The sequence below is a fragment of the Lactobacillus sp. 3B(2020) genome, from assembly GCF_013487845.1.
Lineage (GTDB): Bacteria > Bacillota > Bacilli > Lactobacillales > Lactobacillaceae > Limosilactobacillus > Limosilactobacillus alvi.
The window spans coordinates 766528-792295 of the sequence record NZ_CP047410.1 but is presented as its reverse complement, the minus strand read 5'-3'; the positions used below and the strand labels follow the sequence as shown (position 1 = coordinate 792295).

Here is a 25768-nt window from a genome sequence, read left to right as displayed (position 1 = left end):
TCTTTATCCTTTCTGGTTGAATTGGTTTAAGAAACGGACGTCATTTTGGTAGAAATCCCGAATATCTTCAACCCCGTACTTAATCATTGCAAATCGGTCTGGACCAAGCCCAAAGGCAAAGCCTCCATATTTATCTGGATCAACTCCGGACATCTTAAGGACGTTTGGATGAACCATCCCAGCACCGAGAACCTCAATCCAACCAGTGTGCTTACAAATGGCACACCCCTTCCCAAGGCAGTTGAAACAAGTAATATCAGCTTCCACTGATGGTTCTGTGAATGGAAAGTAACTTGGCCGTAGCCGAACTTCTAATTGATCACCAAAGAGGGTCTTAGCAACAACTTCCAAAGTTCCCTTTAAATCAGCCATCGTAACGTGTTCTCCCAAAACCAGTCCTTCGACTTGGTGGAATTGATGAGAGTGAGTGGCGTCATCGGTATCCCGCCGGTAAACTTTTCCTGGCGAAATCATCTTCAAAGGCCCCTTTGAAAAGTCATGCTTTTCCATCATCCGAGCCTGCATTGGTGAAGTTTGCGTTCGCATCAAAACGGATGGAGTGACATAGAAAGTATCCTGCATATCCCGGGCCGGATGATCCTTTGGGAGGTTCAAACGTTCAAAGTTATATTCCTCTTGTTCAACTTCATCTCCAACGGCGACTTCATAACCCATCCCAACAAACAAGTCTACTAATTGGTCAATAATTTGTTGGATCACATGAGGTTGGCCTTGAACAACTGGCTTCCCTGGTAAGGTGACATCAATAGCTTCTTTTGCTAGTTTTTCATTGAGCTGGGCAGCCGTTAATTCAGCCTTCTTGACTTCAATGGCCTTTGTTAATTCATCCCGAATCTCATTAGCAAATTTCCCCACCTTTGGCCGTTCTTCTTTACTGAGGTCTTTCATCCCCCGCAAAACAGCGGTTAGTGGTCCTTTTTTTCCAAGCATCTTAACCCGAATGTCATTAACTTTACTTAGCTCTTCGGTTTCGTTAATTTCTTGGATCCCTTGTTGGCGTAATTCTTCCAGCTTTTCTCTTAAGCCCATAATTTCCTCCTTTTAGGGTAGCAAAAAACCTCGTCCGGCAAGGGACGAGGTTTCGCGGTACCACCCTAGTTTATAGCAATGCTATACACTCAATGATTGATAACGGTAATCAACCGAGGATGATCCCGACTCCAGAAATGAAATTCACTTCATAAGCAGTACTCCACTTTCAGTCACTGGTGAAGTTTCCCTGAACAGCCATGGAAGTTACTAGTTTCCTTCAACGTCTTTAATTTACTGATCAATATTCTAACTAATCTTTTCCATTTGGTCAAGAGCTTCATCACACCATTTGTCTGACCAATTATGAACAGCGGCCATTACCGGTGATAATTCTTTTCCCCGTTGGGTCAAGGCATATTCGATCCGGCTTCCCCCCTTGTATGTCCGGCGTTCAACAATTCCTTCTTGTTCCAATTCCCTTAACCGTTCACAAAGGACTCGATCTGAGCACTTTTGAATGTGACCAGCTAAATCCTTAAAACGTTGGGTTTTTTCGTGAAGCAAGACTTCGATAATCATCCCATTCCATTTCTTCCCTAAGATTGAAAAAGTCTTCGTAAACTTTGGACAAAGACTAAAATCATCTTCTGTAGTCGTAACAGTCTTTAACATTTTCCGCTCCTCCCTTTTAATTTACCTTCGCTAGGCGATATTTTTTCATCCGTTGGTGAATTTTCTTTTTTAATGGGCTGAAAAATTCATGTTCAGCCTCGTAATCATCAACTAAAGAAACAATCAGACTTTCAGCATACTTTGGAACTGCCAAAGTGGCTCCAAACATGTGCTTTAAAATGATATCCCTTTCCTTTGAATTAAGCCGTGTTAGCTTTTCGGCATTTCGTAATGCTACCCGAGGGTGAATAAAAGCATGGGTGCCTAAATCAAATTTAGTTGTGCGCCAATCATAATAAAACAGGTCGTGCAATAACCCAGCGCGAGCCGTACTAACGTAATCTAAGTGAAGCCGCTTGGCGATTCGGTAACTATCATAAGAAACCGCAATCGAATGTTGCAGGCGGTCGGAGTGGTGATGTTGCGTATAATTCGCTAACTTTTGCACTGCTGGTTGTCGAAGTAAATCTGCAACAAGAGCCACGTATTCCTTATCGTTGCGCCATTCATTCCTTGCTTTCATGCACTAGACTGCCCCTTTTCTATTTAGTTATTGTTTATTTTACCTGATTTAAGTAAAAAAATAAAACCAAATTGCTTATTTTTAGTTAGTCTTAATTTTTACTCATCCAAGGCTTGTTGATTTAATTCAAACATCAAGATCCCGGCTGAAATAGCAACGTTAAGGGATTCTGCTTCCCCTTTCATTGGGATATACAAATTAGCGGTCGTTTGGGCTAACAATTCTTCCGCCATCCCATGACCCTCATTTCCCATTATTAAAGCAAAATTTCGACCTGGATTAACGGTTCGGAAATTCTTTGCCTTCGGGTTTAACTGAGTCCCATAAACTGGAATTTCTTGTACCTTAAAGTCTTGAATCCACTTCGTCAAATCTCCAGTATACAGCTTTAAGTGGAACTGACTTCCTTGCATGGAACGAACCACTTTAGGATTAAACAAGTCAGCTGATTTGTGGCTCACAATAACTCCGGCAAAACCAGCTGCATCAGCTGTTCGCACCATTGTTCCAACATTACCGGGATCTTGAACCCGGTCTAACATTAACCAAGCCCCTTTCAGATCGACTTGACCATTAAACCGTTGGTCGGGCAATTCCGCAACAGCGGCAATTCCTTGGGGAGTCACTGTATCCATCACGTGTTTTAAGATCATGGGGGTTACCTCATAGACCTGATCAAAGCGTGCTACAATATCTTCATGAGTGGCTAGTTCTTCAGCTGTACCAATTAGTTCAGTTAAGTGAATATCACTTTTTAATGCCTCTTCAACTAAATGCCAACCATCTAATAAGTAAGCATTAAATTTTTCCCGTCCCCGTTTGGTAGCTAGTTTTTTCCAATCCTTAACATGTTGATTTTTAATTGATGTTAGTTGTTCGCGCATATTATCACCTCAAGACCAATATTATACCATTTTTAAGGAGGAGTTTTGATGTTAAATTACTTGATCTTAGTATCTGGAAGAGTTCAGGGCGTTGGTTTTCGCTATTTCACTTGGCAACTCGCAAAAGACGCCGGCTTAATGGGAACAGTCAGGAATCTTGATGATGGTCGAGTTGAAATTGTTGCCCAAGGACCCGCAAAGGCACTACGCCAATTTCTCTTTTCCATTAAAGCTGGTCCTAGCCCATATGCCAAGGTTACCAAAGTTCAAGTTAAGGAACAAAATCTAGCTGACTTTTCCAGTTTTGAAATTACGAATTAGCTGTCTAGGTGGTATTTTGGCTAAAAATCGAGTATCATTATTTTTTAGTGACACAAAATAAAATAAAGGATGAAAAAAGTCAATGAAAAAATTAAAGCGCGGTGGGATTCTATTATCCCTAGCTAGCTTATTAGTTTTACTGTCCGGCTGTGTGCGAGTCAAAAACGGTAAGCCCTATGGAATGATTTACGATTACCTTGCAAAACCAATGCAACACTTTATGGAATTTATTGCTCAATATATGGGTGGTAGTTATGGATGGTCAATCGTCGTGATCGTAATCATCGTTCGAATGATTTTGTTACCCGTTATGATGAGTCAAATGAAGAAATCGACCTTGATGCAAGAACGGATGGCAATGGTTCAACCACAAATGCGGGCCTTGCAAGCACGCCAAAAGAAAGCTAAAACCCAAGAAGAACAAGCTGCAATTGTTCAAGAGATGATGTCTTTTTACAAGGATAACAACATCTCTATGACTGGGGGAATTGGCTGTTTACCATTGTTAATCCAATTACCAATCTTTACCGCCTTGTACAATGCAATCAGGTATTCCCCCGAACTCTCCAGTGCAACCTTTATGGGGATTCCACTTGGAAAGCCAAGTATCATTTTAGCGGTTCTTTCCTTCCTGGCTTACCTGGTTCAATCCTGGGTTTCAATGCTTGGGGTAGCAGAAGAACAAAAGAAACAAATGCGAGCGATGTTATTAATGAGCCCCATCATGATTGGCGGAATTTGTTTAACCTCCTCCGCTGGACTTGGGGTCTACTTCTTCATTGGGGGCCTCTTTGCGATCTTACAAACCATCTTAATTAACGCTTATCGGCCACGTTTGCGAAAACAAATCAAGCTTGAAATGGCTAATAAGCCGAAGAAGCCTGCTAAACCAATTATTGAAACAAAACAAGTTACCGAAGAAAAGCCAACGGCTGCCATCGAAGCCTTAAAGCAAACTAAACCATCCCAAAATAAAAGACCACGAAATGCTGGTAAGCAACATCACAAATCACAAAATTGATCATGTTAATTTTTAAGGAGCTGAGAGAAACTTTCTTTTCGGCCCCTTTTGTTTCATCTGGAGGAAAAAATGATTAAACCAATTAACAAAAATCTTCAAAGTTTAAAAGTTAAGAGTCAACCTGCCAGTATAGCTGATCGTCAAGTAGCTCAAGATTTACTTGATACTTTAGCTGCTCATCAAGTCGAATGCGTTGGCATGGCTGCTAACATGATTGGAATGCATAAACGGATCATCGCCGTTTCCCTCGGTCCAATCAATATTGCTATGTTAAATCCCAAAATTACGCAAAAAAGCCAGCCTTATCAAACTGAAGAGGGCTGTTTAAGCTTAACTGGTAAGCGTTCAACTACCCGATATCAAAAGATCACCGTCCATTACATTGATCTGACTGGTGAATCCCAAAGTTTAAATTTAACTAACTCCGCTGCTGAAATTGTTCAACACGAAATCGACCACTGTAATGGAATCATTATTTAAACCAAAAAAGCGAGTAAGAAAGTTGGAAAATTTCCCATTTCTTACTCGCTTTTATTTTTCACGTTCTTGGTTTTTCTCAGCATTATTATTTTTGTCATCAACAATCGGTAACGTTAAACGGAACAACGATCCTGATCCTAACTGGCTCTCAACGGTGATCGTTCCGTGGTAACCTTCAATTAACCGTTTAGCAATCGCAAGCCCAAGGCCGTTTCCACCTTTCTTCCGACTCCGCGCTTTGTCTACCCGATAGAAGCGATCAAAGACCTTCGATAATTCTTCTGGTGATATCCCCTCTCCAAAATCTTGGACACCAATTTCAACTGCTCGTAAATTTCGGGACAAGGAAAGGTGAATTTTCTTTCTTTCGCCAGAGTATTTTACGGCATTGTCACACAAAATTATCAAAATCTGTTCAAGATGATCCCGGTAAATTTTTACAACTTCATCATGACGCAAATCATCATCTAACATAAATTCAAAGTCCGGATGGATCATCTTAAAATTGTTGTAAACTTGATGAACCACATCGCGAACCGGAGTTGTAGCATCCCGAAAATTAAGTTCAACTTGCTCAGCCCTAGAAAGATCTAGCATTTCTTGAACCAAACTATTCATTCGTTTGGTCTCTGCAATCACAGCGGGGATGGACTCTTCCAAGACTTGTGGATCATCTTTTCCCCACCGCTGTAACATCTGCATGTGACCTTGAATAATTGCCACCGGCGTCCGTAATTCATGAGAGACATCTCCCACAAATTGTGATTGCTGGTCAATATAACGTTGCATCCGGTCTAACATTGCATTAAAAATCTGACTTAACTCTGCTAACTCATCATTGCGATTTAGTTCAGGAACTCGTTGATTCTTGGTAGGATCATCCCGAATTGCAACGATCGTCGATTGAATATCATCAAGTGGTCGTAAAATCAAGTAGGACAAACCATAACCCAACAAACCACTTGCGATCACAACCAAAGTAAGCGCCAAAATACTAATTAGTAACAGTCGGTTATATCTTTGATAATAATTCGTAAGATGATTTTCAATCTGCAAATAACCAACTACTTTCTTAGTTGATTTGCTATAGATGGGCGCCCGGCCAAGTAAAATCTTGTGTTTTTTTCCAGAAACTAGCTGAATTTGACTAGTTTTTACTTTTGCCGGTGCCCGGTAAAGCGTTCCAGTAGAAAAAACCAAATGATTTTGGCGATTATAAATTGCGACTTCAGTTCGAGGATTGATAATCTCTTGAATAATTGGTCCTTGAGAACTTTGCCGTACTTGATTTACCGTTTGTGATTCAATTCGTTTCTGTAGTAAGTGATTGATCTGTTGAGTAGTAATGTCATCACGATTTGTCGCACCCAGTTGGTGGCTAGTGGTAACCAAACTGTCATTTAAACTTTTCCGTTCTTGATTTAATAAATCCTGGGTAAAACTACTAAATAAAGCGGTAACCACAATTAACGAAATCAACAAAGACCCGATTGCTGTTCCAAGTGCCCATTTAACTTTAAGCGAAACAAACCTCGGCTTTGCCTGCTCTTTTTCCATATTAAGCCCCACTTACAAGCGAATTACATAACCAGTTCCCCGAACTGTTTGGATATAGCTCTTTTCACCAGGGCGGTCAATCTTATTTCTAAGATAACGAACATAAACGTCAACTACGTTAGTTTCAACTTTTGCGTCGTAGCCCCAAACCTTACTTAACAGTTCTTTCCGTGACATTACAACGTTTATATTTTCCATTAAAATTAATAATAGTTCATATTCCCGCTTGGTAAGGTTAATAACTTCATCGCCCCGCCGAACTACTCGATTTTCCTTTTCAATCGTTAAATCTTTGTAGTTAACTGTCGTTTGGTGACCACCATTTGCTCCGCCTTCAATATTAATTCGCCGTAGCAAGGCCCGTACCCGGGCAAGTAATTCTTCAATTGCAAATGGCTTAACAATGTAATCATCAGCTCCATGATCTAACCCAGAAACTCGATCAATAACTGAATCTCGAGCCGTCATAATGATAATTGGTGTATCCTTGACTTCACGGACCCGCCGAGCAACTTCAATCCCGTTTAATTCAGGAAGCATGAGGTCCAACAGAATAACATCAAAGTCTTGATTTAAAGCTGCTTCTAGCCCTGTTCGACCATCTAACTCAACATCGGTTTCATAACCATCATGCTTTAATTCTAGTTCAACAAACCGAGCAAGGTTTTCTTCATCTTCAATAATCAAAATCCGACTCATTTTTTCACCTTCACAAATCTAAAAATTTTTGACAATCCTACAATTATTCTATCATAAGTTATTAATTTTCCCTAGCAGTTGTCAAGAGTTTCTTAATATTCATTTAATTCAAAAAAAGACCCTCTTAGGTCCGGCGCCTAAAGAGAGTCTTTTCGTTAATTGGGATTAGTTGTTGGTATTAACAACTTGTTCACCATCGTAGTAACCACATGATGGACAAACCATGTGTGACTTACGAAGTTCACCACAGTTTGGGCATGGTGCCAAACCAGGAACAGTCAACTTAATGTGACCCCGACGGTTACGCTTCCGCGTCTTAGATGTCTTCCGTGCTGGTACAGCCATGTTTTACACCTCCTCAGTTTATGATATTTATCCACAATTGGTTTTTAACCGTTCGCTAATCTTCTTTGTCCTGATCAGGAAATAATTCTTTTAACTTAGCGAGCCGTGGATCAACAGAATTTACCTCCTCCTGATCGGTGGACCCTTCTTCTTTTACGTCCCAATCTTTTCCATTAGGCATCGAGGCCCCAGCCTTTTCTTCAGGAGTTAATACCCGACTTGGAATTTGTTCAATGATGTTCTCCATCACTGCTTCGTCAAACTTGATTGGTGTTTGGCCATCTGCAAGAACAAAAACTAAATCGTTCTCAGTATCATACCGGTCAAGATGGGCTGGATCACTAGTGTATGATTCAGTGAACGAGAAATCTAATCCTAACTCAACCGGTAATAAGGATCGTGTTGAAGGAACCGTTACCGTTGCCTTTATTTGCATAGCAACTGTTGCATCTCCACGATCATAAGTTACGAACCCATCAACCTGAACTGGACTAATTGCCAGGATCTGTTGTGGAAATCGCTTTTTCATTGCATTCTTTAAATCAAGGGTTCGTTGAAGATGCATTGGTTCATCTTCAAAACGACGAAGTTCACTTAATGTCCATTCCATCTTTTTCCTCCTAATGCAACGCGTTTAATTATACCCGGCGTTGCAATCCATGTCAATGTTTTTTGCTTGACAGGTCAATTAGTGGAGCGTGTTTCACATCTTGTTCAACGGCGGTAAAATTTTGATATAATTTTCCAGCTCGGTAATCCAAGGCTAGCAAATGGTCTTTCATCTCGGCATCGACCTTTGTAATCAAAGGATATTGCAATTGTTTTTTTACTTGATGAAGATATTCTCGGCCCCGATCATTAAAAGCTAAAACATGGTGATATGGTTGAGTATTTGTCATTTGTTCCGTAGTAATTTCCAAAGTCGTGTACAGACATAGACGGAGTAAACGGGCAAAAGTATAGCGCTTCGTCTTCGCTGCATGTAAAAATGATTGAAAATCCAATTCATGTTGAGCAGCTTCCTTTAAACGATACTCTAATCCTTCTGTCATTTGATAAATTTTTTGTAATTCACCTACTGGTGACTGAATTAAATGATTCCGCAAAATCGGATAAAGGACTTGCCAACTCGGGATGATCGTTAGCTTAGCAAGAGCTTGAGCTGTAACTTTAGGAACAACATTTTTAATCGACCGGCCAGTTTTGATGGCCGTCCGAATTCCACTTGCACTGGCCAAATAAAGACCTAAGGTTTGATCATGGTATCCTTTTCCTTGTCGTTTGATGGGGATCAAATTAATCGCCCAGTCATGTTCCTGGCAGGCTTTAAAATACGAGTAGGCTAAAATATCGTTTGGGTCCGTTAAACTGATACCGGTTTTTTCAACTAATGCTTCGTTAAACTGGGTGGCAAACGTCTCCCGATAGTCAGTAAAATCATCATGACGAAATTTTTTTTCAAAGGACCCTAATTTTTTAAAATTCCATTCCGGATGTTCAGCCCCAAAAACAACCTGTTTAATTTTGAGATCATTAAGTAACCGTAGAGCTCCCGTTGCAAATCGTTGTCCAGGTTGAACGGCATCAAAGACTGGTAATTCAACGACTAAATCAACCCCGTTTTCTAAGGCTAACTTGGCGCGCGTCCACTTATCAAGGATTGCCGGTTCACCACGTTGCGTAAAATTTCCACTCATTACCGCAACCACTACTTGGGCATTTGTTAGTTGCTGAGCGATTCGCAAATGATATTGATGGCCATTATGAAATGGATTATATTCAGTAATTAAACCAACTGCATCCAAACTTTGCTCCTCCTAGTTAGTGACAAACCAAAACCATCGCGTTGTATTAGGCTGAACTTTTTTACGACCAAAATCAGCCTTAACTTTAATTAAATCATCCTTAAATCCGGTATTTACCAAGGCCTGTTTTAGGGTTTCTAATTCATAGGCACGTTCAAAATGAGTTTCACCCACCCGATTATAAGTTTGATCCGCATTTTGAATAAAAAAAGCCAAATCATGAATTACTCCATGCGGAACTTCTTCATCTGCATAAGTAGTCCATAAAAAGGCCTTTGAATGATCTTCCGCTTCAAAATTATAGGTGTACCCAGGATAAACTTCGTCAGTTTGATATGGAGTGATTACATCAAAGAGAAATTTTCCGCCGGGCTTAAGATGAGCCTTGACAGCACGAAAAGTAGCTTCAACTGCTTCTAAATTAGGTAGATAGCATAAAGAATCGGCAAAACAAGTTACCGCATCATACACCGGTAACCCCTCTAATTTACGCATGTCTGTTTCAATAAGCTTGATATCAACACCTGCTACTTGGCGATGTTGATCAGCTAAAGTCAACATTTCAGGTGAAAAGTCAGCATCCGTTACTTGATAACCTTGTTGCGCAAGTAATACCGCAAGCCGCCCTGTTCCCCCAGCAAGATCAAGCATCTGGCTTCCTTCGGGGACTTCAGTTTCTACTAATCGCCGCCAATTATCATACATCTCAGGATCAAATAACTCATCGTATAATTGAGCAAAAGTTTGATAAATCATTAGTCAGTTAACCAATCATTCAAATTAACTAGTGGCGCATCTGACCATAGTTTTTCGAGATTGTAGAAGTGTCGGGTTTCTTCACGGAAAATGTGCACAACAACATCTCCCATATCAATCAAAATCCATTGGGCAGCATCTTTTCCTTCAACACTTCCAATTTCGATTTTATTTTCATGAGCCATTTCAATAATTGCATTTGAAATAGCTTGTACTTGACGATTAGAACCACCTGTCATCATAACAAAGTAATCCGCCATCGGGGTCAATTGATCTACTTGCATAGCAACAATATCTTCTGCCCGCCGCCCATCAGCTGCTTTAACAACTTTTTCAAGTAATGCTTTGCTATCCATTATTTTTAAGTTCCTTTCTATATTTCGGTACCCAGGCATTATAGGTTTCTAGTGTTTTGGGATAAATTGGCTTGCCGTTTTCCGCCAAATAAGTTAACGTTGCTTGAGTTTGAAAAGCTACTCCTAATCCAAGGTTAGTTTCTGTAAACTGCCGTGCCTTTTCAAGACCGGGAAAATCCCGACCTGGTTCAATATAATCTGCCATATATAAGACTTGAGCTAATGGGGTCATATAAGCTGCCCCCGTGGTATGTTCGCGAATAGCATCCAAAATTTCTTCATTTTGAACGCCAAGCTCATCTTTTACTAACTCGGCTCCAACAACACCATGCCAAATTGCATTGCCATAGTCTAAAAGTTCCTTCGATAACTTTTTAGCCTTAATTACCGCAATAAAATCTTCATCTGGCCGTTGTTTTGCATAATCATGACACAAGCCAGCCACACTTGCTGCTTCAAGATCAACGTCATACTTCTTAGCTAACTTGATGGCAGTTTGCTCAACCCGGAGAACATGATTAAACCGCGCTGGTTTAAGTGCTTCTTTTAACCGATTAATTAGTTCTATTCTGGTTAATGGTAAATAATGTTTTTGATACTTAATTTCTTTAGCCATGATATAAGTGATGCTCCTCAATATAATTTGCAACTGCGTCGGGAACCATATAACGAATTGAAGTTCCCATCTTTATCCGCTGGCGAATATCATTCGAAGAAAATTGAACTTCAGGAACATCAACCCAGATTACAGGATAATCACTCTCGTTTTTGGCCCCAGGACGGCGAACAGCAACAAAATTTACCATCTTGATTAGTTCGTTAATTCGGTGCCATTTAGGAAGATAATCAACCATGTCGCCACCAATAATAAAGTAGTAATCATTTTCCGGATGAGCTTCTTTTAGCTGCTTAATGGTATCATAGGTATAACTGACACCACCCCGTTGAATCTCCGCTAATTCGAGGCCAAATAATGAATTACCTTGAATCGCCAAACGGAGCATTGCCACTCGATCTTTAGCATCAATGGCTGCTTTTTTATCAACGTGCGGTGGAATGGCATCGGGCATAAAATCAACCCGGTTTAACCGTAAGGCGTGGCCAACTTGATCAGCAACCATTAAATGGGCATTATGAATGGGATTGAAAGTACCACCATATAGACCAATTCTCCGGCGCGAGTGAGTTTGAATCGGTTCAACTTGAACCTTGGGAATTGTTTCAAGCGTTACCTGACTCATACTAAAGCCTCCTAAATCTTGGCAACTTGAACTGATAAATCTTGAAATTCTGGTTTTTCTGCCGGTTTAAAGAGCACTAAAACTCGTCCAATCGTTTGTACAACTTGAATATCACTGTGTTCTTCAATATATTCTTTAACATCAACTACATCCACAGCCGTATTTTGTAACAAACTGACCTTAATTAATTCTCGCCGGTCCAAAGCACCATTTAGTTGTGCAACCCAAGTTGGAGTTAAACCATTTTTACCAACTGAGAACAGTGGCTGTAAATGATTTGCCTGTGCTCTTAGAAATCGTTTTTGCTTCCCACGTAATTCCATTTTCTTCCTCACTTTTTAAATCATTGCTTTCCGTAGTAAAACCGCAACTCCTTTGGGAGCCCATCCAGCTACCGTTACGTTTGCTGGAACGGTAATCCAACCAAGCCCTTCAAAGACCAGATCACTCTTTTGTCGCGTTTTAAATTCATACCGGACTAGTGGCGGAATTTGATCCTCATTTCCTGGATGCGGTGGCACTAAAAGATCACCTAAATGCCGTTGATAAAATTGATCAGCATTTTGATACTTGGTCCGGTGTAAGATCAAATTATTTTCAAAGTAAGCTACTACCCCGACTTTGGGCCCCTTCAAGTAATCAAACCGTCCAATCCCACCTAAGAAAATTGTTTGTTCATCACTTAGTTGATAAGTATGGGGTTTAATTTCTTTTTGGGGTGCCACCAACCGTAAATCTTCAGGTAGTAATACATAGGCCATTTGTTCTTGGTGAATGATTCCGGGCGTATCAACCAATTGATGCCCATCGTCCAACGGAATTTCAATCTTATCTAACGTTGTTCCTGGGAAGCGCGAAGTTGTGATTAAATCTTGCACTCCAGTCCGTTGCTTTATAATTTGGTTAATTAACGTCGACTTTCCAACATTAGTAACTCCAACAACATAGACGTCCCGATCACCCCGAAGAGTTTCGATTTCATCTAACAGATTATCAATTTGATGATTTTTCTTTGCTGAAACTAAAATGGTCTTCAGTGGTCGAATTCCCGCTTCATTAGCTTGTTGCCGTAACCAATCCGTTAACTTCCGTCGACGAAGTGACCTTGGTAATAAATCCTCCTTGTTACCAACCAATAAAACGGGATTATCACCAACAAACCGATGCAATCCAGGAATCAGACTACCATTAAAATCAAAAATATCAACAACATAAACAATTAAGGCATTCGCATCCCGAATCTGGTTTAAAAGGGCAAGAAAATCATCATCAGTTAGTGAAACTGGCGCAATTTCGTTGTAGTGTCGTAAGCGAAAACAACGTTGACAATATAAATCACCACTTTTTAGTCCCCGCTCTAGTGCTGATTTTGGTGTATATCCCAGACCGTTTTTATTTATCGTTTGAATTACACTACCACAGCCAATACAACGTAATTCTTCTTGGTCAGTCATCTAAATCCTCCTGCCAATCCATCGTTGGATATTTTTTCTTTAAGCTCCGTTTAACAAATGTTTCTAAAAAACGGTTAAACTTAGTATTCCACTTATCACTACTGATTAAGGGTTTCACCAAAATACACCTTACCCCTGCTTGATGCGAAGCTAAGACGTCGGTTAAGTATTGATCGCCAACCATGACTACATCATCCGGAGTTAAGTTCAACTGCTTGCAAGCCCGCTTAATCCCCGTTCCAAACGGTTTAAGTGCTCGTGAAACAAACGGCAATCCCAACGGAGCAACTGCCTTTTTAACCCGTTGGTAGCTATTGTTTGAAACTACCATCAGTGGAATCCCGGCTGCTTCAAGCTCTTCCATCCACTTTCTCAATTGTGGCGTTCCATTAGGATTATTCCAGGCAATCAAAGTGTTGTCTAAATCACTTAACACGGCCTTAATCCCAGCACGCTTCAACTCCGTTGGAGACACTTGATAAATTGTTTTTACCATCCAAGTCGGTTTGAATTTTTCTAACACAATTATTTCCTCACACAAAATTAACTAAACTTCATTATAACGGTCTACTTGTTCTGGTTCAAATTTTAACCTTGTAATTACCCTATTTAACTTTATTGTTAAAAAAAAGATTAGGGCAAGTTAGATAACCGTCCTAATCCAATTCATTTAATTTAAAGTTTAGTTTAAAGCCTTCTTAGCCTCTTCAACCAAAGCCTTAAAAGCATCGGCATCGTTAACTGCGAGATCGGCTAACATCTTCCGGTTGATATCAATGTTAGCTAACTTCAAACCATGCATCAACTTGGAGTAGCTAAGTCCGTTCATACGGGCACCAGCGTTAATCCGGGCAATCCATAATTCACGGAACTTACGCTTGTTAACCTTCCGGTCACGAAATGCGTAAGTGTAACCCTTCATAACTTGGTCCTTAGCAGTCTTAAAAAGACGGTGCTTTGAACCAGTGTAACCCTTAGCCAACTTCATAATGCGCTTCCGACGAGCGCGCGTAACTGTTCCACCCTTAACTCGCATAGTGGTAACCTCCTAAAATACTAGTTTTATTTTAATCGTGTAGGCTCGCTACTAATCTTACTTAGCAGGAAGCATCTTCTTGAAACGCTTTACGTTAGACTTATCCATCATGGATAAACCACGTAATTGACGACGTTGCTTCTTAGTCTTACCGTGGAAACGGTGGCTAGTAAATGAGTTACCACTCTTGAAACCACCCTTAGCAGTCCGCTTAAAACGCTTTGCAGCAGCGCGATTAGTCTTCATCTTTGGCATAATGAATTCCTACCTTCTTTGTTATTTTTTTGCCTTGTCGTTAAGGGGAGCAAGTGTTAAGAACATACTCCGCCCTTCCATCTTTGGCCGTTGCACAACCGTGGCGATGTCTTTAGTTTCATCAGCCATCTTCTCAATCATGTCACGACCGATATCCTTATGCGTAATTGCACGACCTCGGAAGCGAAGCGAGACTCGAACTTTGTCACCCTTTTCGATGAACTTCCGAACCCGCCCTAACTTCACGTTAAAATCATTCGTATCAATTGTGGGACTTAAGCGGATTTCCTTAACTGCAACAGTCTTTTGGTTCTTCCGCGCTTCCCGTTCTTTTTTTTGCATTTCAAAACGGTACTTCCCGTAGTCCATAATCCGAGCAACGGCTGGACGCGCTTTGGGAGCAACTAAAACTAAGTCAAGATCAGCAGCTTCTGCCATCCGCAAAGCTTCTTCTTTTGACTTAACTCCGAGTTGTTCACCATCTTGGTCAATTAACCGAACTTCCTTGGCCCGAATACCGTTATTGACAATCATTCCCTGAGCTATGGCAACACACCTCCGATATTTTTAGTGGAAAGAGCAAGCAAAAAAGCGGAGTGCACACCACCCCGCCGTAAAATGGTAATATTCCAACCATCATACTTCAACTCATCAGCCCGGCAACCTGTTTATTACCAAGGCGAGAAGCGGGTGCTTCTGCTTTTTTTCTTTCAACACTACATATACTATAAAAATTACCACTCCAAGTCAAGAACTTTTTATATTTTTCCTAACTTCTGTCGTAAATTGTCACCACCAACCGTAACTTCCCGGGATAAAAAGCGAATTCGTTCCATAATCCGTTTTGCCTTTAGTGGTTCTTGATCCCCTTTTACATCAACTGCCAAGTGTTTCTCAAGCTCAACCATTGTAAAATTAGAAGAGAAAAAGGTTGGTAATTCCATCTGCATCCGGTATTCCAAAATCACACCCAAAACTTCATCCCGGACCCAAGCTGACATCGCATCGGCACCAATATCATCGATCATTAAGATTGGAGCCTGTTTAATCCGATCCCGTTCCAAGTCAGTTGTATTTTTTCCAATTGAGCTCTTCATGCTAACCGCAAAAGTAGGAAAATGAATTAAAATTGATTGAATTCCGCGTTCCCTGGCGAGCCCATTGGCAATCGCACCAAGCAAAAAGGTTTTGCCGACCCCAAACTCACCGGTTAGATACATTCCTGGCATAAAGCTACTTGGTGAATAATCATGGACAAATCGCATGCCACGTTGAAAGGCAACGTTTCGATATTCAGAAGCATTTTCACCTTCTAGAAAAGCATTTTCAAAGGTCGCATTAGCAATAAACTTAGGCATAGCCAAAGTTTCAACTAAAGATCGTTGCTTTGCCGCTGCCCTTTGAGCGCGGAGTTGTTCAGTTGGAACATAAACAACATCAATTTGCCCAGCCGATATCGCTAACCGCGGAACATATCCAGGGGCGACACTTGCCTTGCCTTGTTTAACCAAGTCCCGGTCATGAACAAATTCGTATAACTTAGAGCTCCCTCGGTTAATGCTTTCTTGGTCAAGTTCATCTTGATGATTCCGAAGGAAGGATTGGACTTCCGGATCGGCAAAGACTGCTTTCATAATTTTACGATATGCCTCATCCCCACCTTGAGGGCTAATGATCCCATCCATCGTTTGATTAACTGATTCCATTTAAATCCCTCCTTTTAGTTGTGCTTATGATGTTTCTTCATATCAGCGAGCATTTTTTTCATTTCGGCAACCCGTTTAGGATCAACTTCGCCCCCTTTTTTTCCTTTAGTTGGATGGTCAGACTTCTTCGCCCATTCTGGTAGCTCTTCTTTGATCCGCGGTCGTTTATTACTGTAATTAGATGAATGGCGATTTTGTCGTTGATCAAAACGTTCTCGTTGTTTTTCCTGATGACTTTGTGCTTGCCGTAAAGCCTGAGCAGCTGAATTAATTCCTTTGGATTGCCAAGACGAAGCAATTGAAATTGCTAGGTTAGCAACCAGATTATCCATTCCTTGATCAACTAACAAATACCAAGTTAAAACATTCAATACGCTTCCTGGTAAGTTACTATTACGCCCAATTTCCATTAAAACTCGTTGCTCAGCCGGGGTGACAAACCCCCCTTTTTGTTCTTTAATTTGCTTAAGGAATGGAATCGGAGCCAATCGATCAGCTAGTTGAACCAGTTCGCGCATTGGTTGAGAAAAACCGGTTACGTCCTCATTGTCACTGACAACTTGAAGTTTGGTTTGAACTGGCTGACTAGCACGCTGGACCTCATTTTTAAAAGTTAATTTTCTAAAAGTATTAGTTGCAAGATCCGTTGCCCGGGCAGCCAAGTTAGCCAACTGAAGCTCATCAAAACCATATAACCGGTGCTCTGCCAAAATTAACTTTTGCGCCTCCCGTAATTGATCCTCTGGAACACCCAGACTGTCCGCTTGACGAAGGAAAAAATTAAAATCGAAATTCTCAGTTGGCACCGATAAAGAAGGCGTCTGATCAGTCGGCAATGATTGTCGCGCCTTAGTTATTGCCTGGTCATCTTTAGCTTGCGTACTTGGATCCGGTTTAAAAACAGTAAAGAAACTTTTCGTAACTTGTTTTAGTTGGCTAGGATCAAAAAAATTCTCCTTTGCCCGTTGAACCAAGTGATTAAATTCATTTGCCCCGACTTGTTGCAATAATAAAACAGATAACAAATCATCGTTAATTAATTCAACTGGGGTTAGTGGTGGTTGAACCTCAAAAACGAGGGTTACTCCTAATTCATCGCTTAATTGGTAAGTTTTTATCAACCCCAAACCTTCTAAGCGGTCAAGAGCCCGCGAAAAGGCAGGTAAACCAATGTTTAAACGAACTAGCAAAGTACTGACCAGTTGTCGTTTTGTTAAGACCGGGTTTGGTTTAACTAAGTCACTTAAAGCTAAAAAAAGCCCTAATGCATCAGCGCCAAGCAGGGGCTGATAGAAGGGCAAAAAAGATGTTTGCAAAAGCCCAACAAACTTCGGATTGGCACTAACTAAGTATCCCGTTTTAGGAGTTATCGGGGCACGTTCAATCATCATTGGTCTCCGTTTGATGATGTTGTTTATCCATGACCGATTTAAGTTCATTCATAAAGGTATCAACATCTTTAAATTGCCGATAAACGCTAGCAAAACGAATATAAGCGATCTGATCAACCTCTTGTAACTCATTCATCACAAATTCGCCAATCACCTGGCTTGAAACCTCATTTTCTCCAAGCCGCCGGACCCGGGATTCAACATTTGAAGCAATATCAGTTAATTTTTCCATACTAACGGGTCGCTTTTCTGCTGAACGTACTAAGCCATTCAAAACTTTTTGCCGGCTAAATTCTTGGCGGGTTCCATCCTTTTTAATTACCAAAAGTGGGGTCTCTTCATATCGTTCAAAGGTAGTAAAGCGAAAGCCGCAATTCATGCATTCGCGGCGCCGCCGGATAAAAGTCCCATCTTCGCTCGGACGACTGTCAACAACTCGCGAGCCGTTATGATGACAATGTGGACAAATCATCACTAACCTCCTAATTATTCCTTAACTCAATAGGTTCATTTTATTATAGCATTATTAAAGCCACTTAAACAGCCAATTATCAACTTGCAAGTAGGTATTCATTATCGATCCTTCATTATCGATCACCACATTCGCTAGCTCTTGTTTCTGCTCGAGCGGCCATTGGGCATTAATCCGAGCTTGTGCCGTTGCCTTATTATAATGATTGCGCGCCATTAATCGTTTTAATTGAGTTGCCGGCTTAACAGCAACAACCATTACGGCATCACACATGGTCTCGTATCCCCCTTCGAATAAGAGTGGAATATCTAAAACCACTAATTTCACTTGATTGGCCCTGGCCTTTTTTAAATCCACACAAAACTCTTGGTGAATAATTGGCCCTAAAGCTTGATTTAGCTTTGTTTCTGCTTGCGCATCGCCAAAGACCATTTCCCCCAATTTGGCTCGTAGCAAAGTCCCATCCGAAGCTAAAATTTGGGAACCAAAAGCCGCTACCAACCGCTTTAGGCCCAGTTGATGGGGTTCCACTACCCGGCGGGCAATTAAGTCACCATCAATAATTACCGCTCCTTTTTGCGCAAGATATTTTGACACCGTTGATTTACCGGTTGCAATCCCCCCAGTTAAGCCTAAAACCTTAGTCATCGGCTTTTACCAATGGTTGACAACGGGGACAGAAAGTCGTTCCTCGTTGGGCAACCTTAATCTTAACGAGCTTAGTTCCACACCGGTGGCATTTTTCACCGCCTCGGCCATAAACATCCAATTCATTTTGGAATTTTCCAGCATCCCCAAAAGCATTCTTAAAAGAGTGGACTGTTGTTCCATGATGTTCGGTTGCCCGGGCTAATTCATGAATGATGTTTTCACGTAACTTAGCAATTTTCGCTTCTGATACTTGGTTTGTGGGTTCTTCGGGATTGATCTGAGTTTCCCACAGGACTTCATCTGCATAAATATTTCCGAGACCGGCTACATGGGCTTGATTGAGTAAGAAAGGTTTAATCTTACTATGGGACTTTTTCATAATCTTTACTAAATAATCAAGTTTAAGATCTTCTTCAGTTGGTTCGGGACCAATCTTTGCCAAGCCGCCATACTGCATTTCTGTTCCGGTTTTAACCAAATGCATCCGTCCGAACTTACGGGTATCCCGATAGCCTAAATCAGTACCATCAGTAAAATGAAATAACACGTGAACATGCTTATCAATTGCAGTCCCCGTTTTTTGGTTAAAATAACTTCCTTCCATTCGCAAGTGCGAGATCATTGTTAAGTCATTTGAAAAACGAAAAAGTAAGTACTTTCCGCGCCGATCAATTCGTTCAATTGTTTGTCCAATCAAAGCTTCTTTAAAATTTTCAACTGAATTTTCAATCATTTTTGGATAATATATATCAATCCCGTTAACTTGCCGTCCCGCAGCAATCCGCATTAACCCCCGCCGAACAGTTTCTACTTCTGGTAATTCTGGCACAATCTCCGCCTACCTTTTGATTTATTTATATTTATTATAGTTAAAATTAGTCTTAGTTCTCAAGTATCTGGGCTGAAACTAAAAAGAGAATGGAAAAGTCCACCATACAAGGCTATGACTTTCCCATCCTCTAAACTTTTATTCACTAATCTAACTTTTTAAGATCATACCAAGTATCGCCCACCTTTTTCTCAACTTTCAAAGGTACTGCGAGCTCCATTGCTGAATCCATTACCTTTGGAACCAATTCAGCCAAGACTGGAATTTCTTCTTCTGGGGCTTCAAAGACCAATTCGTCGTGAATTTGTAGCAACATCTTAGCTTTAAGATGCTGTTTTGCCAACTCTTTTGGCATCTTAATCATCGCGATTTTAATGATATCAGCAGCACTACCCTGAATCGGCGTATTCATCGCCGTCCTTTCAGCAAAAGAACGTATATTAAAGCTCTTGGCATTAATATCTGGTAAATAACGCCGCCGGTGAGTAATTGTTTCAACATAGCCTTGTTTACGCGCAACTTCAACAATTTCCTTAACATATTTTGCTACGCCCGGAAATTCTTCAAAGTAAGCTTCAATAAAATCATGGGCTTGTTTCCGAGAAACGTGGATGTTTTGGGCTAATCCAAAATCAGAGATTCCGTAGACAATTCCAAAATTAACCGCCTTAGCTTGGCGCCGCATATTTGGGTCAACTTTTTCTCCTGGCAATAGGTGGAAAATCCGTCGAGCCGTGGCCGCATGAATATCTTCCCCATTAATAAAATCTTGTTGTAGGTTATGATCACCTGTTACATGGGCTAAGACCCGTAATTCCACTTGCGAGTAATCGGCAGAGAAAATCTTCCATCCTGGTTGACTAGGAACAAAAGCTTTCCGAATGCGCTTCCCTTCTTCAAGGCGTACTGGAATATTTTGGAGGTTTGGATCAACTGAAGAAAGTCGCCCAGTTGCCGTTAATGTTTGTAAATACCGGGTATGAATCTTACTGTCAGGATGAATAACCTTCAAAAGCCCAGTAATATAAGTTGACTGAAGTTTTGCGATTTGCCGATATTCCAGAATTTTTTCAATGATGGGGTGTTTACCTATTAATTTCTCTAAGACCGCTACCGAGGTCGAATAACCCGTCTTGGTTTTTTTGATTGGACGGAGTTTTAATTCATCAAATAAAATTACTCCTAGTTGTTTCGTCGAATTAATATTGAATTCTTGACCTGCATCTTGGTAAATTTCACTTTCAAGTTCGTTAAGACGCTCAACAAGTTTACTTCCCATTTCCTCAAGGGTCTTTGCATTAACCTTAATCCCTTGCATTTCCATGGATGCCAAGACGCGACTTAACGGCCGTTCAATTTCTTCATATAGTGGCCATTGCTCATTTACTTGAAGTTGATCAATTAACGGCTGACGAAGATTTTCAACTGCTTGAACTTTGGCGACTAAGTGCCGTAAGAATACTTGGTCATCTTCTGGAAGTTGCCGTTTTACCCCTTTGCCATACAAGTCTTCATCAGTGAGAATTTTCTGATAATCATGAGTGTGGGCAAGCTCTCCAACGTCATTAGCATTTAAAGTTGGATTCAATAGATAAGAAGCAAGTAATAAGTCAAAATCAATCCCGCTTAGCTCAATTTTTTGCCGATGTAACATTACAATTTGAGCTTTAGCATTAAACAGATCTTTTTTAACATGGTTATTTTCCAATAAGTCTTTAATTGGTCCCGTTGTTAATAAACTAGCATCCCGACTTGCGTACCATTGATCCCCATTACCAATCGCAAACCCTTTAATGGTCGCTAAATGATAGTTAGCTTCGGATTGTTCGATATGAATCGCCACCCGATCACCTAACTTAGCTAATGCCGATAGGTTTTCCTTAGTTAACACTTGAAATTTAACTTCGTCTTCTCCAGTTTGGGCAGGTAATTCTTCATCCCCAGTCCCCATTTTAGCCAAGAAGGATTTGAAATTTAGTTCTTGATATAAAGCAACTAAGGCATCCGTTTGTGGACCTTGATAAATTACATCAGCTAGTGAAATTGCGATTGGCGCATCTCGACGAATCCGAGCTAGATCTTGACATTGGTAAGCAATTGCTTTTTCATTAATCAGATTTTCTTTCCGCTTACTCTTCTTCATTTCATCTACATGAGCGTAAAGATTATCTAACGAACCGTATTCTTTAATCAAATTAATAGCTGTTTTTTCACCAATTTTCGTTACCCCAGGATAATTATCCGAAGTATCTCCCATTAAGGCTTTGACATCGATGAACTGAGTCGGAGTAACTCCTAACTTTTTAAGCATATAAGCTGGGGTAAAGTGTTCAGTTTGAGTAACTCCCTTTTTCGTAACTGCAACCGTAGTATGATCAGTTGCCAATTGGGTTAAGTCCCGATCCCCAGACACAATTAAAGTTTCGTACCCAGCTTCATCCCCTTGCTTGGCCAAAGTTCCAATAATATCATCAGCTTCATAGTCCTTTAATTCATAAGAATGCATCCCACAGGCTTCTACCAATTTCCGGACATAGGGGAATTGCTCACTCAATTCGCTAGGAGTCTTATCCCGGCCTCCCTTATAATCTTCAAACTTTTTCGTCCGAAAAGTTGTTTTACCGGTATCAAAGGCCACTAAGGCCGCATCAGGTTCAAAATTTGCCAGGATATGGTCCAACATTAATTTGAAACCATAAATAGCTGCCGTATGCAGGCCTTCTTGGTTAGTAAACCGTTCCATCTGCGTATGCATCGCAAAAAAGGCACGAAAAACAACACTATTTCCGTCAATTAAGAGTAATTTCTTTGGCATGTTAATAATCCTTTCCCGTCTTACTACTGCTTATTATTTTAACAGACCTGGTTTTCAAAATAAAAAAAGTGGGAAGAAATTTTTCTTTCCCACCCTCTTACATTTCTGAATTGTACACAGAAACTAAAACCGCAAATTAATCCCGGTTTGACATTCCAAAAATTTGAAGTAATTGAATAAAGAGGTTGATGAAATCAAGATAAAGTTGTAAAGCACCAACCACTGCTAAACCGCTCACTGAAGTTTGATTACCATATTGCAAGTACAAGTTCTTCATTTTCTGAGCATCCCATGCCGTAAGAACAACAAAGATAATCACGGCAATAAAGGAGAAGATGTAAGTGATCGCTGGACTTTGTAAGAACATATTAATAATCCAAGCAATTATTAAAGCAATTAAAGCTGCACTTGCTTGACTCCCGGCTCTTGAAAGGTCACGTTTAGTAACCGTTCCATAGATTGCCAAGTAAACAAAGATTGCGGCACTAGATAGAAAGGCAGCTGCAATATTAGCTCCCGTATAAGCTCCAGCAATTAAGGAAAATACAAAACCATAAATTACCGCTGTTACCATTAACATGATAAAGCTACCGACTGGATTTCGTTGGGCACTTGCACTAATCCCAAAAGTTAAGGCAATTGGGAGTAGTAGCATTAACCAAACCATCCCTGCATGCGCAGCAAAAAAGTTAACAACAACCACCCTAAAGGTTGTCATTGATAAATAAGCTGTAAGGGCCGATACTAACACTGCAAGGGCCATATTCCCGTACATCCGCGTTAAAAAACGGTTCAGCCCAACAGCATCAGTGTTTACTTCACGCCGTTGCGGTTCTTGCGAGAAAAGATTATTCAATTTTGTTCCTCCAATCAAGTTTGACTAACTTTGACGTTTACTATAGAAAATCTTAGCAAATCATTGATTCAAGTGCAAGAATCTTAAGCAATCCTTATCAAACTGAGGCTTTCCTCCCGCCACTAAAGTAACGGGTATCCAGCTTAATAATTATTAATGAATAATCTTGGTGTTTGGAAGTTCACCTATTTTTCCAGTAAAGCTTTAAATTGATCTTCGTACTTCTCGATATCACCAGCTCCCATGAAAACAAAGACCGCATTTTCATGGTTAAGAAGCTTTGTCATTGAATCAAGGTCAATTCCTTCACTGTTTGGCACAAGCTTTTCAAGGTCAGCACTTGAAATATTACCAGCGTTTTCCCGAATTGAACCAAAGATTGGAGTAACGTAAAGCTTGTCAGCAAGCGTCAGACTCTTCCCGAAATCAGTCAAATAAGCTTGAAGGCGTGAATAAGTATGTGGTTGGAAAATTGCCACTACTTCCCGTTCGGGATACTTTTGTCGGGCCGCATCCAAGGTCGCCTTAATTTCAGATGGGTGGTGAGCATAATCATCGATGATAATTTGACCATTAACATTACTTGCACTAAAGCGCCGCTTAACACCCGTAAAAGTAGCTAATTCCCGTTGAATTTCTTGCAAGTCAACCTTTTCAAAGTAAGCAACCGCAATCACCGCTAAGGCATTCAGCACACTGTGTTCCCCATATAAGTGAATTGTAAAGTCGCCTAACTTTTGCCCCTTAAAGTAAGCGGTGAAGTTAGAGCCTTCTGGCGTCCGTTCGATATTCTTAGCTTGGAAATCGTCTTGGTCACTTGTCCCATAGTAGTAGACTGGCACATCAACCTTGAGTTCCCGCAAACTAGGATCATCTCCCCAAGCAAAAATTGCCCGCTTGACTTGCTTTCCATAAGTTTCAAAAGAATCCTTAACATCGGCTAAATTCTTGAAAAAGTCAGGGTGATCAAAGTCAACATTGGTCATAATCGCATAGTCAGGATGGTAGGCCAAGAAGTGATCCCGGTATTCATCAGCTTCAAAGACAAAGAAACGGGCATCGGCTTGTCCATTCCCTTCGCCATCTCCAATCAAAAAGTTGGTAGTATCAACTCCCGACAAGACATGGGAGAGTAAGGCTGTCGTACTAGTCTTGCCGTGAGCCCCGGCGATCCCAATACTGGTATAACTAGCCACTAATTCTTCGACAGTTTCAGGATATGATTGAACAGTCAAACCTAGCTCCTTAGCCCGCACTACCTCTTCTTGGTCGTCTGGGAAAGCATTCCCCTTAACAATCGTCATCCCTGGCTTAATGTTAGTAGGATCAAAAGAATGAATTTGAATTCCCTTTGCTAAGAGTGGTCCTTGGGTAAAGGTTTCCTTCTCAATGTCTGATCCTTCGACTTCATTTCCAAGATCAAAAAGCACCTCAGCTAAGGCCGCCATCCCAGTCCCTTTGATGCCGACAAAATAATAATGTTTCTTTTCCATTTATTAACCCTTCCTACTTAAAAAGTTGGTTACCCTTTGTAAAGTCAAAGGCTGCACCTACTTCACCAAAATCAGCTGGTAAAATCAGTGCCCCTGGCTTTTGCGGCGCATTTTTGAGTTTTAATTCTCGGCCAGAACAAATCATCCCGTCACTTTCAACTCCAAGTAAGGCCCCCGGCCAAATAATTGATCCACTTGGCATCATTGTTCCAACATTGGCAACAACCACCTTAATCCCTTCTGCCATGTTTGGTGAACCACTAACAATTTGTTGTTTATGGTCGCCGAGATCAACTGTCGTAATGTGCAAATGATCAGACTTAGGATGATCAACCATCTTTTCAACAAAACCAATTTGAAAGTTAGGATACCGATTTGCGCTCAATTCATCGCGAAAGCCTGCTTTCATAAGTGCTCTATTCAGTTTGGCAATTTGATCATTATTTAAGTCAACGTTTCCGTTTACTCCAGTTTTTAATTCCGGCAAAATCTCACTAGCAGTTAAGAAGTTGTATCCAAGGAGACTCCCATCCTTGGCACCCTTAATTTGTACAATTTGGTCTTTTTGTGAAACAACATGGTCACCTGAACCCTTTGCGGTCATGACCACTAAAATATCGCCCAATTCCCCTGGGTTGTATCCTGCAACTAACATGGAATTTATTCCCTCACATTCTATTTAAATAAACTAAGTCTAAGTTTACCACACGAAACGGTTTCGGAATAAAAAAGGTGAAGAGAAAACTAATTTCTCCCCACCTTTTTCTTTAAAAAATAGAATTTAGGCGATTAAACCGTTTAAGAAAGTTTCAACTTGTTCCTTTGTTTTCCGATCTTTATTTACAAAGCGACCAATTTCTTTTCCATCTTCATAAACCACAAAACTAGGAATTCCCATAATTCCAAGATCAGCCGCAAGATCAATATTTTCATCCCGGTCAACCTTAATAAAAGTGTAATCAGCAAAATCAGCCTCAATTGATGGCATGGCTGGCTTAATGAAGTTACAGTCTGGGCACCAATCTGCCGTAAAGAAGAGCACATACTTGCCCTTTGCAACTTTTTGATTGAGTTCTGCTTGAGTCATTTTAGGTAAAGTTTCCATTATTTCCCCTCCTAGTTTTCTTACTAATTGTAAGTAATTATACACAGATTTT

Annotated in this window: 32 protein-coding genes and 1 other annotated feature; of the genes, 3 read left to right on the top strand and 29 right to left on the bottom strand. The window is 40.6% G+C overall.

The genetic code is table 11. The annotated features are described in order from the left end of the window. Positions 1-3: 3 nt before the first annotated feature. The 4 genes from GTO83_RS03865 to GTO83_RS03850 form a co-directional block, all read right to left on the bottom strand. Positions 4-1050 carry a phenylalanine--tRNA ligase subunit alpha gene (locus GTO83_RS03865; RefSeq protein WP_180871820.1) on the bottom strand — a complete coding sequence of 349 codons (1047 nt, stop codon included), beginning with the start codon at positions 1048-1050 and terminating at the stop codon, positions 4-6. Between the two features lie 249 nt (positions 1051-1299). Next, on the bottom strand, positions 1300-1665 hold the full coding sequence (locus GTO83_RS03860) for a helix-turn-helix domain-containing protein (RefSeq protein ID WP_180871819.1): 366 nt from the start codon (positions 1663-1665) through the stop codon (positions 1300-1302). A 16-nt stretch (positions 1666-1681) separates the two neighbouring features. Further along, a complete protein-coding gene (locus GTO83_RS03855; protein ID WP_180871818.1) occupies positions 1682-2188 on the bottom strand; it encodes an HD domain-containing protein in 507 nt (168 codons plus the stop codon). 98 nt (positions 2189-2286) lie between these two features. Continuing rightward, complete coding sequence (locus GTO83_RS03850) at positions 2287-3072, bottom strand: RNA methyltransferase (protein WP_180871817.1); 786 nt, start codon at positions 3070-3072, stop codon at positions 2287-2289. Positions 3073-3120: 48 nt separating this feature from the next. Between GTO83_RS03850 and GTO83_RS03845 the strand changes: the two genes are divergently transcribed. The 3 genes from GTO83_RS03845 (at position 3121) to GTO83_RS03835 (ending at position 4894) form a co-directional block, all read left to right on the top strand. Beyond that, a complete protein-coding gene (locus GTO83_RS03845; RefSeq protein WP_180871816.1) occupies positions 3121-3393 on the top strand; it encodes an acylphosphatase in 273 nt (90 codons plus the stop codon). A gap of 82 nt (positions 3394-3475) precedes the next feature. Next, complete coding sequence (yidC, locus tag GTO83_RS03840) at positions 3476-4414, top strand: membrane protein insertase YidC (protein WP_180871815.1); 939 nt, start codon at positions 3476-3478, stop codon at positions 4412-4414. 69 nt (positions 4415-4483) lie between these two features. Further along, positions 4484-4894, top strand: a complete 411-nt coding sequence (locus GTO83_RS03835) for a peptide deformylase (RefSeq protein ID WP_180871814.1) — start codon at positions 4484-4486, stop codon at positions 4892-4894. Between the two features lie 51 nt (positions 4895-4945). Here the strand turns inward: GTO83_RS03835 and GTO83_RS03830 are convergent, their stop codons facing one another. The 25 genes from GTO83_RS03830 to GTO83_RS03710 form a co-directional block, all read right to left on the bottom strand. After that, positions 4946-6451, bottom strand: coding sequence for a HAMP domain-containing histidine kinase (locus GTO83_RS03830; protein ID WP_180871813.1), 1506 nt, complete (start codon positions 6449-6451; stop codon positions 4946-4948). A gap of 12 nt (positions 6452-6463) precedes the next feature. Continuing rightward, positions 6464-7150 (bottom strand): response regulator transcription factor, encoded by a 687-nt coding sequence (locus GTO83_RS03825; protein WP_180871812.1) that lies wholly within the window; start codon positions 7148-7150, stop codon positions 6464-6466. A gap of 165 nt (positions 7151-7315) precedes the next feature. Next, on the bottom strand, positions 7316-7495 hold the full coding sequence (rpmF, locus tag GTO83_RS03820; protein ID WP_180871811.1) for a 50S ribosomal protein L32: 180 nt from the start codon (positions 7493-7495) through the stop codon (positions 7316-7318). 55 nt (positions 7496-7550) lie between these two features. Continuing rightward, positions 7551-8105 carry a DUF177 domain-containing protein gene (locus tag GTO83_RS03815; RefSeq protein ID WP_180871810.1) on the bottom strand — a complete coding sequence of 185 codons (555 nt, stop codon included), beginning with the start codon at positions 8103-8105 and terminating at the stop codon, positions 7551-7553. A gap of 52 nt (positions 8106-8157) precedes the next feature. After that, positions 8158-9300, bottom strand: a complete 1143-nt coding sequence (locus tag GTO83_RS03810) for a nucleotidyltransferase (RefSeq protein ID WP_180871809.1) — start codon at positions 9298-9300, stop codon at positions 8158-8160. Positions 9301-9312: 12 nt separating this feature from the next. Then, on the bottom strand, positions 9313-10056 hold the full coding sequence (locus GTO83_RS03805; RefSeq protein WP_180871808.1) for a class I SAM-dependent methyltransferase: 744 nt from the start codon (positions 10054-10056) through the stop codon (positions 9313-9315). Beyond that, the gene (gene rsfS / locus GTO83_RS03800; RefSeq protein ID WP_180871807.1) at positions 10056-10412 is read right to left on the bottom strand and encodes a ribosome silencing factor; all 357 of its coding nucleotides are present in this window, start codon (positions 10410-10412) and stop codon (positions 10056-10058) included. The genes GTO83_RS03805 and rsfS overlap by 1 nt, the downstream gene beginning before the upstream one ends. Continuing rightward, positions 10405-11028 (bottom strand): bis(5'-nucleosyl)-tetraphosphatase (symmetrical) YqeK, encoded by a 624-nt coding sequence (gene yqeK / locus GTO83_RS03795; protein ID WP_180871806.1) that lies wholly within the window; start codon positions 11026-11028, stop codon positions 10405-10407. Before yqeK ends, rsfS begins: the two co-directional genes overlap by 8 nt. Next, positions 11021-11653: a nicotinate-nucleotide adenylyltransferase gene (locus GTO83_RS03790; RefSeq protein ID WP_180871805.1), complete on the bottom strand. Its 633-nt coding sequence runs from the start codon at positions 11651-11653 to the stop codon at positions 11021-11023. Before GTO83_RS03790 ends, yqeK begins: the two co-directional genes overlap by 8 nt. Positions 11654-11664: 11 nt before the next feature. Then, positions 11665-11976 carry a ribosome assembly RNA-binding protein YhbY gene (yhbY, locus tag GTO83_RS03785; protein ID WP_180871804.1) on the bottom strand — a complete coding sequence of 104 codons (312 nt, stop codon included), beginning with the start codon at positions 11974-11976 and terminating at the stop codon, positions 11665-11667. Between the two features lie 15 nt (positions 11977-11991). Further along, the gene (gene yqeH, locus GTO83_RS03780) at positions 11992-13107 is read right to left on the bottom strand and encodes a ribosome biogenesis GTPase YqeH (RefSeq protein ID WP_180871803.1); all 1116 of its coding nucleotides are present in this window, start codon (positions 13105-13107) and stop codon (positions 11992-11994) included. Then, positions 13100-13630: a YqeG family HAD IIIA-type phosphatase gene (locus GTO83_RS03775; RefSeq protein WP_180871802.1), complete on the bottom strand. Its 531-nt coding sequence runs from the start codon at positions 13628-13630 to the stop codon at positions 13100-13102. The genes yqeH and GTO83_RS03775 overlap by 8 nt, the downstream gene beginning before the upstream one ends. A 159-nt stretch (positions 13631-13789) precedes the next feature. Next, positions 13790-14143, bottom strand: a complete 354-nt coding sequence (gene rplT, locus GTO83_RS03770) for a 50S ribosomal protein L20 (protein WP_180871801.1) — start codon at positions 14141-14143, stop codon at positions 13790-13792. A 57-nt stretch (positions 14144-14200) separates the two neighbouring features. Then, entirely contained in the window at positions 14201-14398 is a 198-nt protein-coding gene (gene rpmI, locus GTO83_RS03765; protein ID WP_180871800.1) for a 50S ribosomal protein L35, read from the bottom strand. Positions 14399-14419: 21 nt separating this feature from the next. Continuing rightward, positions 14420-14932: a translation initiation factor IF-3 gene (infC, locus tag GTO83_RS03760; RefSeq protein ID WP_180871799.1), complete on the bottom strand. Its 513-nt coding sequence runs from the start codon at positions 14930-14932 to the stop codon at positions 14420-14422. 43 nt (positions 14933-14975) lie between these two features. Beyond that, positions 14976-15106: a sequence feature (ribosomal protein L20 leader region), on the bottom strand. A gap of 50 nt (positions 15107-15156) precedes the next feature. After that, positions 15157-16104 carry a primosomal protein DnaI gene (gene dnaI, locus GTO83_RS03755; protein ID WP_180871798.1) on the bottom strand — a complete coding sequence of 316 codons (948 nt, stop codon included), beginning with the start codon at positions 16102-16104 and terminating at the stop codon, positions 15157-15159. 14 nt (positions 16105-16118) lie between these two features. Next, positions 16119-17492, bottom strand: a complete 1374-nt coding sequence (locus GTO83_RS03750; RefSeq protein WP_180871797.1) for a DnaD domain protein — start codon at positions 17490-17492, stop codon at positions 16119-16121. Further along, positions 17485-17967, bottom strand: a complete 483-nt coding sequence (gene nrdR, locus GTO83_RS03745) for a transcriptional regulator NrdR (protein ID WP_180871796.1) — start codon at positions 17965-17967, stop codon at positions 17485-17487. The genes GTO83_RS03750 and nrdR overlap by 8 nt, the downstream gene beginning before the upstream one ends. Positions 17968-18021: 54 nt before the next feature. Further along, positions 18022-18615, bottom strand: coding sequence for a dephospho-CoA kinase (gene coaE / locus GTO83_RS03740; RefSeq protein WP_180871795.1), 594 nt, complete (start codon positions 18613-18615; stop codon positions 18022-18024). Then, on the bottom strand, positions 18608-19447 hold the full coding sequence (mutM, locus tag GTO83_RS03735) for a bifunctional DNA-formamidopyrimidine glycosylase/DNA-(apurinic or apyrimidinic site) lyase (protein WP_180871794.1): 840 nt from the start codon (positions 19445-19447) through the stop codon (positions 18608-18610). Before mutM ends, coaE begins: the two co-directional genes overlap by 8 nt. 145 nt (positions 19448-19592) lie before the next feature. Beyond that, on the bottom strand, positions 19593-22262 hold the full coding sequence (polA, locus tag GTO83_RS03730) for a DNA polymerase I (protein ID WP_180871793.1): 2670 nt from the start codon (positions 22260-22262) through the stop codon (positions 19593-19595). Between the two features lie 136 nt (positions 22263-22398). Beyond that, positions 22399-23118 (bottom strand): Bax inhibitor-1/YccA family protein, encoded by a 720-nt coding sequence (locus GTO83_RS03725; protein ID WP_180871792.1) that lies wholly within the window; start codon positions 23116-23118, stop codon positions 22399-22401. Between the two features lie 185 nt (positions 23119-23303). Then, entirely contained in the window at positions 23304-24611 is a 1308-nt protein-coding gene (gene murC, locus GTO83_RS03720; RefSeq protein WP_180871791.1) for a UDP-N-acetylmuramate--L-alanine ligase, read from the bottom strand. Between the two features lie 13 nt (positions 24612-24624). Beyond that, on the bottom strand, positions 24625-25266 hold the full coding sequence (gene ytpR, locus GTO83_RS03715) for a YtpR family tRNA-binding protein (protein WP_180871790.1): 642 nt from the start codon (positions 25264-25266) through the stop codon (positions 24625-24627). A gap of 126 nt (positions 25267-25392) precedes the next feature. Next, positions 25393-25716 carry a thioredoxin family protein gene (locus tag GTO83_RS03710; protein ID WP_180871789.1) on the bottom strand — a complete coding sequence of 108 codons (324 nt, stop codon included), beginning with the start codon at positions 25714-25716 and terminating at the stop codon, positions 25393-25395. Positions 25717-25768 lie beyond the last annotated feature (52 nt).